General features: G+C 51.7%; 13 protein-coding genes, 2 tRNA genes and 1 pseudogene. 9 read left to right on the top strand and 7 right to left on the bottom strand.

Features of this window, described 5'->3' with window-relative positions:
• The first annotated feature begins 154 nt into the window (after positions 1 to 154).
• On the top strand, positions 155 to 1636 hold the full coding sequence (locus tag OGV57_RS05095; RefSeq protein ID WP_054528333.1) for an APC family permease: 1482 nt from the start codon (positions 155 to 157) through the stop codon (positions 1634 to 1636).
• Positions 1637 to 1657: 21 nt separating this feature from the next.
• On the opposite strand, the gene OGV57_RS05100 is transcribed toward OGV57_RS05095, so the two are convergent.
• Both OGV57_RS05100 and OGV57_RS05105 read right to left on the bottom strand, forming a co-directional pair.
• Positions 1658 to 2356 (bottom strand): cache domain-containing protein, encoded by a 699-nt coding sequence (locus OGV57_RS05100; protein WP_054528334.1) that lies wholly within the window; start codon positions 2354 to 2356, stop codon positions 1658 to 1660.
• A gap of 24 nt (positions 2357 to 2380) precedes the next feature.
• Positions 2381 to 3106, bottom strand: a complete 726-nt coding sequence (locus tag OGV57_RS05105) for a FadR/GntR family transcriptional regulator (protein ID WP_054528335.1) — start codon at positions 3104 to 3106, stop codon at positions 2381 to 2383.
• Between the two features lie 315 nt (positions 3107 to 3421).
• Between OGV57_RS05105 and OGV57_RS05110 the strand changes: the two genes are divergently transcribed.
• The 4 genes from OGV57_RS05110 to OGV57_RS05125 all read left to right on the top strand — a co-directional run bounded on the left by OGV57_RS05110 (position 3422) and on the right by OGV57_RS05125 (position 8528).
• Positions 3422 to 4849, top strand: a complete 1428-nt coding sequence (locus OGV57_RS05110) for a gamma-aminobutyraldehyde dehydrogenase (protein WP_054528336.1) — start codon at positions 3422 to 3424, stop codon at positions 4847 to 4849.
• An 11-nt stretch (positions 4850 to 4860) separates the two neighbouring features.
• Positions 4861 to 5334, top strand: a complete 474-nt coding sequence (locus OGV57_RS05115; protein WP_054528337.1) for an ester cyclase — start codon at positions 4861 to 4863, stop codon at positions 5332 to 5334.
• Positions 5335 to 5423: 89 nt separating this feature from the next.
• Complete coding sequence (locus OGV57_RS05120) at positions 5424 to 7316, top strand: NAD(P)-binding protein (RefSeq protein ID WP_016150164.1); 1893 nt, start codon at positions 5424 to 5426, stop codon at positions 7314 to 7316.
• A gap of 3 nt (positions 7317 to 7319) precedes the next feature.
• The gene (locus tag OGV57_RS05125; protein ID WP_046670609.1) at positions 7320 to 8528 is read left to right on the top strand and encodes a c-type cytochrome; all 1209 of its coding nucleotides are present in this window, start codon (positions 7320 to 7322) and stop codon (positions 8526 to 8528) included.
• A 43-nt stretch (positions 8529 to 8571) separates the two neighbouring features.
• On the opposite strand, the gene pdxR is transcribed toward OGV57_RS05125, so the two are convergent.
• Positions 8572 to 10047 carry a MocR-like pyridoxine biosynthesis transcription factor PdxR gene (pdxR, locus tag OGV57_RS05130; RefSeq protein WP_003843510.1) on the bottom strand — a complete coding sequence of 492 codons (1476 nt, stop codon included), beginning with the start codon at positions 10045 to 10047 and terminating at the stop codon, positions 8572 to 8574.
• 106 nt (positions 10048 to 10153) lie between these two features.
• Here pdxR and puuE point away from each other — a divergent pair, with 106 nt between their 5' ends.
• The 4 genes from puuE to OGV57_RS05150 all read left to right on the top strand — a co-directional run bounded on the left by puuE (position 10154) and on the right by OGV57_RS05150 (position 14392).
• Complete coding sequence (gene puuE, locus OGV57_RS05135) at positions 10154 to 11416, top strand: 4-aminobutyrate transaminase (RefSeq protein ID WP_054528338.1); 1263 nt, start codon at positions 10154 to 10156, stop codon at positions 11414 to 11416.
• A gap of 180 nt (positions 11417 to 11596) precedes the next feature.
• Positions 11597 to 12652 (top strand): ABC transporter substrate-binding protein, encoded by a 1056-nt coding sequence (locus tag OGV57_RS05140; RefSeq protein WP_054528339.1) that lies wholly within the window; start codon positions 11597 to 11599, stop codon positions 12650 to 12652.
• Positions 12639 to 13643 (top strand): FecCD family ABC transporter permease, encoded by a 1005-nt coding sequence (locus OGV57_RS05145; RefSeq protein WP_054528340.1) that lies wholly within the window; start codon positions 12639 to 12641, stop codon positions 13641 to 13643. Before OGV57_RS05140 ends, OGV57_RS05145 begins: the two co-directional genes overlap by 14 nt.
• Entirely contained in the window at positions 13640 to 14392 is a 753-nt protein-coding gene (locus OGV57_RS05150; RefSeq protein ID WP_054528341.1) for an ABC transporter ATP-binding protein, read from the top strand. Before OGV57_RS05145 ends, OGV57_RS05150 begins: the two co-directional genes overlap by 4 nt.
• Here OGV57_RS05150 and OGV57_RS05155 read toward each other — a convergent pair.
• The 4 genes and pseudogenes from OGV57_RS05155 to OGV57_RS05170 form a co-directional block, all read right to left on the bottom strand.
• Positions 14379 to 15101 (bottom strand): substrate-binding domain-containing protein, encoded by a 723-nt coding sequence (locus OGV57_RS05155; protein ID WP_054528342.1) that lies wholly within the window; start codon positions 15099 to 15101, stop codon positions 14379 to 14381. The genes OGV57_RS05150 and OGV57_RS05155 overlap by 14 nt on opposite strands.
• 170 nt (positions 15102 to 15271) lie before the next feature.
• Positions 15272 to 15348: transfer RNA gene (locus OGV57_RS05160), tRNA-Val, on the bottom strand.
• A 4-nt stretch (positions 15349 to 15352) separates the two neighbouring features.
• Positions 15353 to 15429, bottom strand: a tRNA-Val gene (locus tag OGV57_RS05165).
• A 199-nt stretch (positions 15430 to 15628) separates the two neighbouring features.
• Positions 15629 to 16106, bottom strand: a pseudogene (locus OGV57_RS05170) (glutathione peroxidase).
• Positions 16107 to 16165: the final 59 nt, after the last annotated feature.

A 16165-nucleotide genomic window follows, 5' to 3' on the forward strand; every position in this document is an offset into this window, starting at 1 on the left:
CTCGCTCTCTCTACCGTTTTATTTCCACTTTTTCATTAACGTGATGCGCGATCATTTTTAACAAATCTGCGACAAAATCACTATACATATAACTTAATATCTTTTATACATTAATTGTTCAACCCTGCGACTATTCCACAAAAGAGAAAGCTATATGGAACAGACACCTGATAAGAAAAACGATAATTCTCAAAAAGATGGCAAAGAACAGTTCAATAGATCAATCGGTTTAATTTCAAACTTTGCGTTGGGTTTTACCTACCTGTCGCCGCTTACCGCCGTCTATTCGCTGTTTGCGCTGGCCGTAACGCTGGCGGGGCCGCCTGCAGTATGGTGGATTTTAATCGTCGCATGCGGGCAACTTTTGGTGGCGCTGGTGTTTGGTGAGGTCGCTTCCCAGTATCCGATAACCGGCGGACTTTACCCTTGGGCCAGAAGGTTGTGGGGCAAGAAATATGCGTGGATCGCCGCCTGGATCTACCTGTGGGCACTGGTGGTCACCATTACGTCGATCGCGGAATATACATCAACGTTTGTTGAATCACTCTTCCACTATGGTCAGACTCCAGCCACGATGTTGGTGACTTCCGTTCTGCTGCTGCTGTTGATGATGGCGGTTAATATGTCCGGGACTAAAAATCTGGCCCGGGTGGCGAAAATTGGTTTCTGGTGTGAAATTGTCAGCGTGATCGCGCTGGGGATTTATCTGCTGATTTTCCACCGTTCGCAGCCGTTCTCTGTAATTTTTGACTCGATGGGTGTGCTGGCTCATGACGGCAGCTATTCCACCGCATTTATGTCTGCTGCGCTGATGGGACTGTTTATGTTCTTTGGCTTTGAGGCCTGCGGTAACGTTGCGGAAGAGGTGCAGAATCCCAGTAAAAAGATCCCAGTGGCGATGATTTTAAGCATCGTATTCGGCGCGATTTCCGCCATTATTTCTGTTATGGGTTATCTGCTGGCTTCACCGAATCTGGTCAGCATCGTGAATGGTAAAACGTCCGATCCGATCCCGGCAATCCTTAATGAAGCTCTGGGTGAAACCGGCGCGACTGTCTTTATCGTCGTCGCGATTATCGCCATGTTGTCGTGCATTTTGTCTCTCCAGGCTGCGTTAAGCCGTCTTATCTTTTCTTTCTCCCGCGACAGAATGCTGCCGGGAAGTGAATGGATGGCCAAAATCTCTAAAAATGGTGTTCCGGATAATGCCATGGTCGTCAGTTGCCTACTGCCAGTGATCATCTGTGTTTGGGTTTATTTCCAGCCAGATAACCTGTCGCGTATCACCGCGTTTGCTGTTATCGGGATTTACATCTCGTTCCAGATGGTTGTGCTTGCCGCGCTGCGTCAGCGCCTGAAAGGCTGGAAACCGGCGGGGGAGTGGACCATTGGCGGTTGGGGGGTAATCGTGAATGTGCTGGCGTTAGCTTACGGATTGTGCGGGATCTGGTTACTGGCGCAACCGGCAGACAGCAGCGACTTCATTGACCGTTGGACGGTCCTGTTCGGCCTGGCGATTGTCGTTGGCTCGGGACTTATTTATATGTTCCTGACCCGTCCGTTTGGTCGTTCAGCGGCGCCGGAAAACGACGCCATTGCGTACGCCAGTAAGCTCAATATGGGGCAGGATAACTAAAAACTAAGGGCCTTCGGGCCCTTAGTTTTTATAGTGATAAAGGATAAAATAGTCGCTCTGATACACCACGGTACTATTTGCAGGTGACAGCAATTCACCCACGCGAAAACGTGGCCAACTGGAGAAAATGATCCTGTTTTCCAGATTGGTCAGAATCACATAATCAGGATGAGCGCAGGAGAGCAGTTCGGCTTCTATCTGACTGACCAGCAAATCGACCGCGGCAACACCGAGAAACTGGTCGTTGTAGTAGACCGGGACGGCTGACGTTAGGGTATAGGAGATATTGCAAATATAGTCGACGTAGGGACCGTGGATATAGGCTTTGCCAGCCGGAGGAGAATGCTTAAACCACTCAAAGGTTCTGAAATCCAGTCGTTGTTGCGTGGCCTGATCCAAATCCAGATGCGCCTGGCTCAAACCGTTATCTTTCTTATACCACCACTCCAGCAACCAGTACTCTTTTGTGTTTGCGGTGCTCTCAATATGGCTGGCGAATCCCGCCCCTGAACAGTAATGGTTGTCACTGAGCGTGCGCTTGATGTGCTGTTGAACGGTGGATCTTACTGATGGGTCGAGAACGACCTCGGCTGAGGCCTTTTGTACCCCTGAAATCGCCTCATGGATGCTCCTCGCTAGCGCAACGGTAGAATCTACGGTAGAAACAGTTATGTCATCAATTTTACGGATTAATGCGCTTAGGGATGTCGAAGAGCTCATTGTCTGTCCTGCCTTCACTGATTGTCAGTTCGAGTTATATTTCAGCTTTTTTTCAATAAGGTAGTAGGTAAACGTGTCGATGATCCGTGTAGCAAACTGTACTGACTCTGCCTCGTTGTGAGCAGCCAGTGCATCGGCCAGCGCTGAATAAAGCGCGATAATTTCCGCATGAATACTGTCTGTGCGATAAAGTATCGCCACAAGTGATGCCCATTCAGCCTGAATTTGCAGCTCCTGATTGGCCAGTCGCGCTGAATGCGAACTGGCGGCAATCGCCAGCAGACAACGCATATCGGCCTGGGTCATCAGCTCAGGTGAGTTTGCCTTTCTGAGTACCTCGACAAACTCGCGAAATTTGGCGATATCCGCACCGGTCATCCGTCGGGAAGCCAGTCTCGCGCTATGGCTAATAATGGCACAATGCATTTCACCCAGATCAGACAGATAATCCGTACTGATCGCTTTGAACGGGTGCAGGGCGCTATTTTTGCCATCGATATTTTCGCAAACGAAGCTCCCGCCATTACGACCACGAACCGTATGGATAAGATTATTAGCCCGAAGCGTGTTTAGCGCTTCTCTGATAGTGATATGTGAGACACCCATCATTTTTGCCAAATCAGTTTCGTTGGGAAGCTGTTCTTTTGGCTCCAGCAACCCCGTGATAATGGCATTTGAAAGGCGCTGGACTATCTGGTCTGAACGACTGACCTGCCCGATAGGCGCAAATATGACCGCGTGAGTAATCATAATCTTTTCTGTACTCAATTCCCTGAAACAACGACCATTTTTAACACATGCCCGTCGGGCAAGGAAGGTAAGAATGGCCGAGTTATTTTACATGCCTGGGCGCAACGTCACTGCACAAGCGGATGTGTGTCCCGATAACCTCATGATGAGCTGAGCATAACGCGTCAGCTGGCAATGAAAAGCCTTACCTTGCAAATGTGAAAATTAAGTTAAAAATGCGAGGCTTATCATAGTGTCAATGTTGCGCATTTGAAAAAATTTTACAATATATATATTACATAAGATTCTTTATGTATTAATTGGCAGGAGACAAACATGAAAACCCTGAAGCATTTTATTAATGGGCACTATGTAGCAGGCAGTAGCGAAGATAGCTTCGAACTGGTGAGTCCGGTTGATGGTGAAACATACGCAATTTCTCCCAACGCTAACGAGGCGGAGGTAGAGCAAGCCTACTCAGCAGCGGAGGCGGCGTTTAGCATCTGGAGAAAATCGACGCCAGCACAGCGGCAAAAGGCGTTATTGCTGCTAGCTGATGAGATTGAACGCAACGTTGAGCGACTGGTAACCGCGCAGAGTCAGGAAACCGGTCAGCTTCGCCATTTTATTGAGAAAGAGGAGATTGCGGCATCCTGCGATGCCATCCGTTTTTTTGCTGGCGCGGCGCGCTGTCTTGAAGGGAAGGCGGCCGGAGAATATTCCGCCGGGTTTACATCGACCATCCGTCGTGAACCGCTGGGTATCGTTGGGCAAGTTACGCCGTGGAACTACCCGTTCATGATGGCGGTGTGGAAGATTGCACCAGCGCTGGCGGCAGGCAACACGGTCGTGTTAAAGCCAAGCGACACCACACCAGTCAGTACGCTGCTGTTAGCTGAACTGGCAGCACCATTGTTCCCGAGAGGGGCGTTTAACGTCGTGTTGGGCAAAGCCAGCACTGGTTCGCTGGTGGTTTCAAATCCGAAGGCTTCACTGGTTTCGATTACCGGTTCGGTCCGCGCGGGCTTGCAGGTTGCGGCATCAGCAGCGGCGAATCTGACTAAAGCACATCTGGAATTGGGCGGGAAAGCGCCTGCAGTCGTGTTCGCCGATGCGGATATGGACAAGGCGATTGCGACAATCACTACGGCAGGCTTTTTCAATGCCGGGCAGGATTGCACAGCGGCTACGCGGATCCTGGTAGAGCAATCCATCTATGCTGAGTTTCTGGAAAAACTGATCCAGAAAACAAAAAGTATCAAATTTGGGCCGCCAGAAGATCAGAATGCGCTGTACGGCGCATTGAATAGCCGGAATCAACTGGAGCAGGTGAAAGGTTTTATTGAGCGTTTACCGGCACATGCAAAAATTGAAACCGGTGGGCGCGCCGGGTCAGGTCCGGGCTTCTATTTTGAGCCGACGATTGTCTCCGGATTGCATCAAAATGATGAAGCTATTCAGCATGAAGTATTTGGTCCGGTAATGACCATTCAGTCGTTTTCTACTGACGAAGAGGCACTACACAAAGCGAATGATGTGGAGTATGGTCTTGCCGCCAGCGTCTGGACCAGTAACCATGGTCGCGCGCAGCGCTTCAGCATTGACCTCGATTTTGGCACGGTGTGGATTAACAATCACATTCCTCTGTGCGCCGAAATGCCGCACGGCGGGTTCAAAAAATCGGGTTATGGCAAAGATCTCTCATCCTATTCGCTCGAAGAATACACTCGGGTGAAACATATCATGTGTGACATTTCTGAATAGAGAGGATTACGATGAAAACAGTAAAAATTGCGGTTCTTTCATTAGTGATGCTCTCTGGCTATAGCCTTGCAGAAAGTACATCGCTGAATACCGTGAAAGAGTATATGGCGGCGTGGAATGCGCATGATGCTTCGCGAGCCGCTCAATATCTTGCGGAGGACGCAGTCTATTATGATGCCGCCGCGGGAGAACCGATAAACGGCAGAGAAAAAGCGGAAAAAGAGGTTATCGGCGCTTTTATTAAGGCGGTGCCAGATCTTAGCTGGAAAATGGTTGGCAAACCCGTCTACGACGAAGACACCGTGGCATTCCGTTGGGAATTTTCAGGCAAAAATAGTGGTGAATGGGCAGGGAGTCCGCCGACAAATAATCCGATCAAATTTGAAGGCGTAAGCTATATTCATGTTAAAGCAGGAAAAATCACCTGGCAGGGTGATTATTATGATTCTAAAAAACTGGATGAAGAGTTAAAGCCAGTGAAGTAGTCGGTTGTACCCCTTTATAAATAAGAAGGGGGTATTTCTCTTATTTGTGTCGTATTAAAGGCAGTGTGTAGCAATAAGGAAAAAAGTTAATGGCAATTACCAGACGTGATTTTCTCAACGGCGTCGCGGTGACTATTGCGGCGGGACTTACCCCGCTGGAGTGGGTCAGGGCGACAGGAAAGGGAAACGCATTTATAGATGGAAATTATTATCCTCCTGCGCTGACAGGGCTGCGGGGTAATCATCCTGGATCATTTGAAATGGCGCATGCGCTAGGCCGCGAGCAGAAGCATTTTGATTTAAACGCTCTGCCCGTCGAGGAAGAGTACGATCTGGTGATTGTTGGGGGCGGGATTAGCGGGTTAGCTGCCGGTTGTTTTTGGCGTCAAGTTGCCGGGCAAAATAGCCGGATCCTGATCCTCGATAACCATGACGATTTTGGCGGACACGCCAAACGTAATGAATTTACCAGCTCGGGCAAGAAATTACTCGGTTATGGCGGCAGCGAAGCATTCCAGTCACCCGCGCATAATTTCAGCCCTGAAGTACAAAAACTGATGGAAACCGTGGGCGTCAGCGTCACGCGGTTAAAAGAGAGTTTTGACGTAAACTTCTACCCCGACTGGCAGCTCAGTCGCGGGGTTTTTTTCGACAAGAAGAATTTTGGCGTAACAAAAATCGTCAGCGGCGATCCGGGCCGCGCGGTATCTGATGATATTCCGCCGGACAGGCTCAATGGCCGTAAAATTGAAGACTTTATCAATGATTTTCCGCTAGGTGAGAACGACAGAAAAGCGCTGATCGACCTGCATGTGCGCCCTGGCGATTACCTTCCGGGGATGACGGTTGATGAGAAAATGGAATGGCTGGATACCCACAGCTACAGTGAATTTTTAGCAACAAAAGTGGGTTTGAGCAAAATGGCGCTGCTCTATTTTCAGCAGCGTTCCAATGACTTCTTTGCCATCGGCATTGAAGGCATCTCCTGCAGCGATGCCAGGGCGTGCGCCTTACCCGGCATGGAAGGGATGGGGTTACCGCCGTTGGACGGAGAGTCGCTGGCCGACCTCGAAGAGCCGTATGTTTACCATTTCCCGGACGGTAACGCCGGTCTGGCCCGACTGTTAGTCAGGTATATGCTGCCGGATGCGCTACCGGGTAACACGATGGAAGACTCTGTTCTCGCCAGATTACATTATGAAAAGCTGGATCTACCAGAAAACACCACGCGCCTGCGCCTGAACAGCACAGTGATTAATGCGGCTAACGTGCAGGATGGCGTTGTGGTGACCTATCTGCGTGACGGTAAAATGCACCGTGTGCGCGGTAAGAACACCATCATGGCAGGCTATAACATGATGATCCCGTATCTGGTGCCTGAGATGCCGGAACAGCAGCAGGCGGATCTCAAACTGAACGTCAAGGCTCCGCTGGTGTACACCAACGTGGTGGTAAAAAACTGGCAGGCGTTCAAACAGCTTGGCGTACATGAATTTTATTCTCCAGCGGCACCTTACAGCCGGGTTAAGCTCGACTATCCGGTCAGTATTGGTGGGTATCAGCATCCGGCCTCCCCGGACGATCCGATGGTCATTCACATGGTCTATGTGCCGACCTATCCGGGCAGTAACCTATCGGCCAGAGAGCAGTTCCGCCTGGGACGAGCCTATTTGCTGGGGACCACTTTTGCGGCGCATGAGGAGATGATTCGCTCCCAGTTGCAGGAGATGTTTGGCTCAACAGGCTTTGATAATCAACGCGATATCTCCGCCATTACCGTTAACCGCTGGGCGCATGGCTATGCGTACTACGCCAATTCACTGTTCGATGATATGGATAAAATGCCAGAAATTATCGAGCGGGCGCGTCAGCCAGTCGGTCGCATTGCCATCGCTAACTCCGATTCTGACTGGAGTGCTTATGCCCACACGGCAATCGATCAGGCATGGCGTGCGGTTAATGAACTCAAGGATATGGGGTGATCTATGCGTAACGTAACCATTCTCGCCGCCTGTTTATTTACCGCTTCGGTAAGCGCTGCTGAATCTAACGGTGAATACATCGCGCGAATTTCAGACTGCGTCGCCTGTCATACCGCTGAAGGTGGTGCGGCGATGGCGGGGGGCAAAAAATTTCCTACTCCGGTGGGGGATATTTATTCGACCAACATTACCCCGGACAAGGCTCAGGGTATTGGTAATTACTCATACGAGGATTTTGAAAAGGCGGTACGCCAGGGAATTGCCAAAGACGGTCACCCGCTCTATCCGGCCATGCCTTATCCCTCTTATGCAAAACTTTCTGACGAGGATGTTCAGGCGCTGTATCGCTATTTTATGCATGATGTCACACCGTCTGCGCAACCCAATAAAGAGAATGCCATTCCGTGGCTACTCTCCGCCCGCTGGCCACTGCATATCTGGAACTGGCTGTTTACCGACGCGCCAGCGACGACAGTAGATAGCGCGAAACCAGATGACAACGCAGCCCTGGTAAAACGGGGCGCTTATCTGGTGGAAGGTCCCGGGCACTGCGGTTCTTGCCATACACCGAGAGGCATGGCGATGAATGAAAAAGCCTATACTCATGCAGATGCCGAGTACCTGAGCGGAGCGATGATTGACGGCTGGTATGCACCTTCGCTGCGGGGCAGCGGAATGTCTGAGCAGGCGTTAAAATCGCTGTTGCTGACCGGTAAGAGCAAGCATGCTGCGGTTTCAGGTTCGATGGCTGAAGTCGTCACGCAGAGTACACAGTATCTGACCGACGAAGATGCCACGGCGATCGCCCAATATCTGCTGAGTCTGAAAAGCGCGAAGCCTGAAACGGTGCGTGCTGCTGCGACTACAGCATCCTGGTCGAATTCACCAGAGGCGGGCAAAGTGACCTATAACCGTTACTGTTCAACTTGTCACGGTCTGGAAGGGAAAGGTACGGATGATAACGCACCTTCTTTGGTCAACAATCCGCTGGTCATGGTTGATGACCCGACGCCGCTGTTCAGAGTGATTGCCCACGGCGCAGAAACACCGACAACGCGTGGCAGCGTCTCCTTCAAGATGCCCGCTTACGGAGGCATGTTAAGTGACAACGAAATGCGCGACGTGATTAATTACGTGCGTAAGACCTGGGGTGAAGGGAATGGCGAAGTAAGCCATGAAGATCTGGCTGGGATTAAAAAAGCATCACATTAAACAGTATGCCGGATAAGGTGCTTGCACCACCATCCGGCAGTGCTTACACGGTGTTTACCCTGATAATATCCGCGAGTCGGGTAAACGCCGCCGACATTTCATGCTCTTCAATACTTGCAAACCCCAGCAACAGGCCGCTGCGTTTCTCTTCATTCACGTAATAGCGTGATAACGGGCGCACCAACAACCCTTGCGCATTCGCTTGTTGGGCAATGACCGCGTCATCGCTCCCTGCGGGTAACTGTAAGATCATATGCAGCCCGGCGTTGCTGCTGAAGGAACCAAGATAATGTTCACCAAGCTGGCGGCTGATAAGCTCTACCAGCATCTGGCGACGACGACTGTATAGTTGGCGCATTTTCCGAATGTGCGCTGCGTAATAACCCTCGCGAATAAACTCCGCCAGCGCGGCCTGAATCAACAGATGTCCACCACGATAGAGGTCGTTATGAACCTTTTTCAGCGGAGCGGCTAACGATTTAGGTAGCACGACATACCCGAGTCGCAGTGCGGGATAGAGTGTTTTACTGAATGTCCCGATGTAGATGACCGGTGTCTCTTCTTCCAGCCCCTGCAAAGAGGGGATCGGCTGGCCGGAAAAGCGGAACTCACTGTCGTAATCATCTTCCACTATCCAACTTCGCGTTTCACGTGCGCGAAAGATAAGTTGCCGGCGGCGACTGAGGCTCATCACCGAACCGAGAGGGTATTGATGTGACGGTGTCACAAAAATCAGTTTTGGCGGTGTTTCGCCTGCATCCGGCGGGACCATACCTTGTTCATCAACAGGAATAGCCGAAAAATTTACCGCATTGATACGCAGAATATTTTTGATTCCCCAGTAGCCCGGCTCCTCAATCCAGGCGTGATCGCCCGGGTTGCATAACGTTCGGGTCACCAGATCCAGCGCCTGGTGAATACCTTCGGTAATCAGAATTTGCTCCGGCGAACACCGCACGCCGCGAGCGGTGCGCAGATAGTCCGCCAGCGCTTCTTTCAGCTCATTCACACCGCCTGCGGCATCGTAAGTGAGAAACTCCGGGCGCAATCGTCTTGCCAGCCTGTCCTGAATTTTTTTGAGCACCCGGTGTGGGAAATGCTCTACATCAGGTACGCCTGGAATAAACGCGCCCCACTGACGGGGACTGGCGCTGGCATTACCTAACAGCTCAAGGCAGCGGGCAGATAAGCGGGTGTGATCCTCCAGAGCGGCAGCAACAGGTTCTTTATTGGGACGCAGGTTGAGATTGTCCAGCACGCTGTCAGTGACAAATGTGCCGCTACTGGTACGCGCAGAAATATAACCTTCGGCCTGCAACTGCTCGTAAACCCGCAGGACGGTATTGCGCGATAGCATCAGCTCTCCTGCCAGGTCACGCGACGGAGGCATTCGGGTAGCCGGTTTCAGGCTACCTTCGAGGATGCAACTACAAATGGCGGCATACAGGCGGCGATGTAGTTTTTCGTCAGTCTGCTGACTAAACGCATGCTTGATCACATCTCCGGCAAGTGAACGCATTTGGATCCTTAAAATAAAACGATTTGGCTCTCGATTAAAGTACCAGACGGCGTCTAAATTTAAAGGGTAATTCAACCGAAATGTATTAATGGACAAGGTGTAGAGAATGAACAATAAAAACCTGCAACAACGTCGTCTGGATGCCACCCCGCGTGGCGTGGGTGTGATGTGTGATTTTTATGCCCAGTCGGCAGAAAACAGCACGATTACCGATATCGAAGGCAATCAGTACATTGATTTTGCCGCCGGGATTGCCGTGCTGAACACCGGACACCGCCATCCTCGCCTAGTGCAGGCAGTCGAAGCGCAACTTCAGGCTTTTACCCATACGGCTTATCAGATTGTCCCGTACGAAAGCTATGTGTCTTTGGCTGAGAAAATCAACGCCGTCGCGCCAATCGATGGCAAGCGTAAAACCACATTCTTCACCACCGGGGCTGAAGCGGTAGAAAACGCGGTGAAAATTGCACGCGCACATACCGGGCGTCCTGGCGTTATCGCATTTGGCGGTGGTTTTCATGGTCGTACTTACATGACGATGGCGTTAACCGGCAAGGTGGCACCCTATAAAAAAGGTTTCGGTCCGTTCCCTGGCTCTGTTTACCATGCTCCGTATCCTTCTGAATTTCAGGGTATTTCCACGGCGGATTCCCTAAAAGCGATTGAGCGTCTGTTTAAAGCCGATATCGACCCAACCCAGGTTGCGGCGATTATCTTCGAACCCGTCCAGGGCGAAGGGGGCTTCGTGGTGGCACCGCCGGAATTTGTGGCTGCCATCCGCCGTATTTGCGACGAGCATGGCATCGTGATGATCGCCGATGAAGTACAAAGCGGGTTTGCCCGTACGGGCCAGCTGTTTGCGATGGATCATTACGCCGATAAAGCGGACCTGATGACCATGGCGAAAAGCCTCGCGGGCGGCATGCCACTGTCTGGCGTCGTGGGCAAAGCCGAAATCATGGATGCACCTGCGCCGGGTGGTCTGGGTGGAACTTACGCCGGGAACCCGCTGTCGATCGCGGCGGCCCATGCAGTACTGGACATTATTCATGATGAACAGCTGTGCCAGCGTGCGGCGGCCCTCGGCGAACAGCTGCGCGCCGCTCTGACAGATGCGCAAGCAGGGTGTCCTGAACTGGCCGAAGTGCGTGGTTTAGGTTCTATGATTGCTGCTGAATTCTGTGATCCAGTGACAGGGGAACCCAACGCTTCCGCCGCACAACGCGTGCAGAAGAAAGCCCTTGAGCAAGGACTGCTGCTGCTGACCTGCGGTCAGTATGGCAACGTTATTCGTTTCCTTTACCCGCTGACGATTCCGCAGGATCAGTTCGCCAAAGCGCTTCAGATCATCAAAGCGGCGACGAAATAGTCCCGTATACCGCAGAAAAGACATAAAGCCGACGGTTGTCATCACCGTCGGCTTTATTATTGCTGGCATAAATTGATCTTCCTCGTGTGTAGTGCGGTATTTATCGCGAATGGGTTGCCAGTCATTACGTTATATAATTTAATACATATCGTTTTTACTCCTCTATTCAGATGGTATCCCATGTTAACTTTCCGCTCTTTTGTGCTGGTATGCGCCAGCATGTTGTTTGCGTTTTCTGCTCAGGCCGACCGTACGATCACCGATCAGCTTGGTCGACAGGTCACGATCCCTGACCATGTGGACAAAGTGGTCGTGCTGCAACACCAGACGTTGAATATTCTGGTCCAGCTCAATGCGCAGCAGGACATTGTTGGCGTGATGTCGAGCTGGAAAAAACAGCTCGGGCCTGAATTTGCGCGCTTTATGCCGACGATTACTACATTGCCGACACCGGGCGATCTCACCAGCGTGAACATTGAAAGCCTGCTGGCAATTCATCCACAGGTGGTGTTTGTCGCCAACTATGCGCCCGCGGAGATGATCCAGCAGATTCAGAACGCCGGTATTCCGGTCGTTGCTATCTCATTGCGCAAAGATGCCGACGGGCAACAGAATAAAATGAACCCGACTATGGCCGATGAAGAGCAGGTCTACAACGAAGGGTTAAAGCAGGGTATTCGCTTGATTGCGGATGTCGTGGGGCGCAAACCGCAGGCTGAAACGTTAATCGACTACGTTTTTGCGGCACGAGCAAAATTCAATGCGCCGGTTGCAAACATCCCGGATGCGCAAAAAGTCCGTATTTATATGGCTAACCCCGACCTGATGACTTACGGCTCCGGGAAGTACACAGGACTGATGATGCAGCACGCGGGGGGATTAAACGTGGCGGCTGCCAGTGTGAAAGGGGCCCGTCAGGTTGCGCTGGAGCAGGTATTAGCGTGGAACCCGCAGGTGATTTTTGTCCAGGATCGCTATCCGCAGGTGGTAACTCAGATCCAAAACGATCAGAACTGGCAGGGGATTGATGCGGTGAAAAATCATCGTGTCTGGTTGATGCCTGAATACGCCAAAGCCTGGGGCTATCCGATGCCGGAGGCGTTGGCGATCGGTGAACTGTGGATGGCCAAAAAACTGTATCCGGATGCCTATAAAGATGTGGACGTTGATGCGCAGGCGCAAGATTACTATCAGCGTTTTTATCGTGTGAACTGGCAGTCTGATGCAGCTAAGTAACCGTTTTTTGCCCCAGCAACCGCTCTTAATCGTTGTGGTCCTGTTGCTGGGCGTCAGTTCGCTATGCCTCGGACAATATCCGCTGTCGTTAAGCGAGGTGTTTTACCACCTGACGCACTATAGCGAGGCTGAGGGAATAGCCAGCCAGGTGATCTGGACGGTCAGATTACCGCGTATTCTGATGGCGCTGCTGGCGGGGGGCGCGCTGGGGTTATGCGGGGCGACGTTGCAAGGAGTATTTCATAATCCGCTGGTCGACCCGCATATTATCGGTGTGACGTCGGGGGCGGCCTTTGGCGGAACGCTGGCCATCCTGCTCGGTCTTTCGCCCTTGCTGATGATGGGGTCAACGTTTTTCTTCGGTCTGACGGCATTGATCCTGGTGTATGCCATTGCTGCGTTACAGGGGCTGGAGAATACGCTGGTGTTGATCCTGTCAGGTATCATTTTGAGCGGTTTTTTTGCCGCGCTGGTGAGCCTGATCCAATATCAGGCTGATACCGAAGAGACGTTACCTAATATTGTGTTCTGGCTGCTGGGGAGCTTCGCGACGGCCAACTGGCATAAAGTACTGCTATTGGCGGTTCCAGTCGGTATCGCCGCGACGGTTTTGTTCCAGCTACGCTGGCGGATAAACCTGTTATCGCTCAATGACAAAGATGCCAGAGCACTGGGGGTGGCGGTGGTTCCTCTGCGACGCAGCGTTTTGGTGTGCTGCGCATTTTTGGTCGCCGCTCAGGTGGCGGTCAGCGGCAGTATTGCCTGGGTTGGGTTGGTTATTCCGCATCTGGCGCGTTTGCTGGTGGGCGTTGATCATCGTCGTCTACTGCCGTGTGCCTTCTGGTTGGGGGGCGGTTTTATGATTGTCGTGGATGATATTGCCCGCACCCTGATGCACGCGGAGATACCGCTGGGGATCATCACCGCATTGTTCGGTGCGCCGTTGTTTGCTTTCTTGCTCATTCGTACCAGCCGTCGGGAGAAATCATGATACCTGCCGCACTGCGCGTAAATCAGCTTTCTTATGGGTATCGCGCGCCGCTATTTGAGCCGCTAACGTTCTGTTGCCAGAAAGGTGATATCTGGGCCGTGCTTGGACGTAACGGTCTGGGTAAAAGTACGCTGCTTGATACGCTAACCGGCACGCTGCCTGCTTTAGGCGGGAGTATTGAAAATAACGGTGGGATAGGAATTGTGGCACAGCATAGCCATCTACCGTTTCTTTATACGGTCAGCGATGTGGTGCTGATGGGGCGAGCACAGCACGTGAAGCTTTTTGCGCAACCCAGCCAGCAGGATCAACAAAGAGCAATGCAGGCATTAGAGCAGTTGAGTATTGCGCATCTTGCCTCCAGCTCATTTGGCTCACTTTCTGGCGGGCAGCAACAGTTAGTGATGATTGCCCGGGCTCTGGTGACTGAGTGTCAAACGTTGTTACTTGATGAACCGTGTTCCGCGCTGGATCTCGCCAATCAGCAGGTGGTGCTCCAGCTCATCAGCGATTTGGCCCATCAACAGGGATGCAGCATTCTCTTTTCGACCCACGATCCGCTTCATGCGTTGCAGGTTGCTTCCCATACTTTGCTGCTACTCCCTGAAGGTAAATGGCGGGCAGGGCCAACGGACAGCATTGTGACCGAAGAGAATCTGTTTCTGGCCTATGGCTTACCGCTGCGAAAACTTAGCGTGGAGAATCACCCTACGCCGTTTATCGCACCGTTGTTTTCTATTCGGCGTTAAGCGGTAAGAATCCTGCGGCGGTAAGGAACGCCTGACCGCTGCGGGAAAGTATGAATTCAACCAGCGCCATGACTTCTTTGGATGCATCAAGCACCGCCAGTTGGTATTCGCAGCAAATATTGTGCTCGTCCGGAATAGCCACGTAATGTACGTCGGTCATCGCGTGCAGCGCGTGTGCGTAATGCGCGTAACCGATAAACAGATCGGCCAGCCCCTGGCGCAGGATCCAGGCGCTCGCCAGTTCTCCTTGCGGGATTTTTACCGTATCACGGCCACCAACCAGTGGGATAGCGCGCGCCCGAAGTTGCTGCCCGAGTCCTGGTTCCAGTACATCCATATTGTCGAAAAATGCCCAGGTATAGTCTCCGGAAGGGTCGCAGCCGGGCGTTGATGTACCTGGTCGCAGCGTTGGGTCGCGGAGTAAATCCAGCCAGGTTCCGATTCGGTTGCTGACAAGGCTCAGTTTGTTCCAGCAAAAGGTGTGCGTTGAGACGGCTTTATTACGTACCAGCAGGTTTTGCGGATGTTCCCGGTTGGCGGAGGCAAAGAGCGCACACGGTTCACCCGCTTCAATACGCTCGCGCAGTAAACCGGCCGGACCATATTCAACCTTGACGTCTATTCCACTCATGTGCGTGAACTGGCTTATCAGCGGGGTAAATGCTGGGCGTAAACTGCCCGCGGCGAACAGGAGGATGGAAGAGGGCATGGTATCCGGGCTCTGACGAAAGACATTATACAAAGAATATGAATGATACGCGTTGAGCATGGAATTTAGAATGATTTAACGCATTGCTATTGTAGCAACGTAGGAAATGATAAAACCGAAGATAAAACGATAGTTTTGAAGGGAAATAGCACCAAATCGAAGAGATGATTTGGTGCGTCCGAGTGGACTCGAACCACCGACCCCCACCATGTCAAGGTGGTGCTCTAACCAACTGAGCTACGGACGCAAGATGGTGCGTTCAATTGGACTCGAACCAACGACCCCCACCATGTCAAGGTGGTGCTCTAACCAACTGAGCTATGAACGCAACGTTGTAGGTGACAACGGGGACGAATATTAGCGGCACAGACCGAATGAGGCAAGAGGGAAATGGCATTTTTCTTCCTGATCTCACGCGATTGCAGAGTAATTAAGCAAGTTGATTATATTTTGTTGATTTTGCAGCGTGTTTTTTATTCAGGCAGCAAGCAGGGGCATAATGGGAACGGTTTGAATGACATGAGCACTCAGTCTTTTAGCGTTGCAAGGATCGTGGCTTCTATTTTCTCTTGAGTCGTGTAGGGGGCAAAACGCTTAAGCGGCTTACCGTCGCGCCCGATCAGGAATTTAGTGAAGTTCCACTTGATCCACCCAGCACGCCGGGTAATTCATCTTTCAGGAAACGAAACACCGGATGCGTCCCAGCGCCGTTGACGTCCACTTTCTCAAACATCGGGAAGCTCACACCGTAGTCGATGTGACAGGTTTGTGCGATTTCATCGGCTCCACCAGGTTCCTGTTTACCGAACTGGTTGCAGGGGAAACCCAGCACCACCAGACCCTGTGCGGCGTACTTCTTATCGAGCACTTCGAGGCCTGCTATTGTGGCGTGAATCCACAATGACTGGCGGTATTAACCACCAGCACCAGTTTGCCAGCGTAATCGGCCATCGAGATGGGTTGGCCATTGAGACTGGTGGCAGTAAGTTGATGAAAGGTGGTCATACCGGAATCCTCAATTAAGTTCACATTACTCATATTGCCTGCGGGTTATAGGCTTCGCT

The sequence above is a fragment of the Citrobacter sp. Cf087 genome, assembly GCF_030334285.1.
GTDB lineage: Bacteria > Pseudomonadota > Gammaproteobacteria > Enterobacterales > Enterobacteriaceae > Citrobacter > Citrobacter freundii.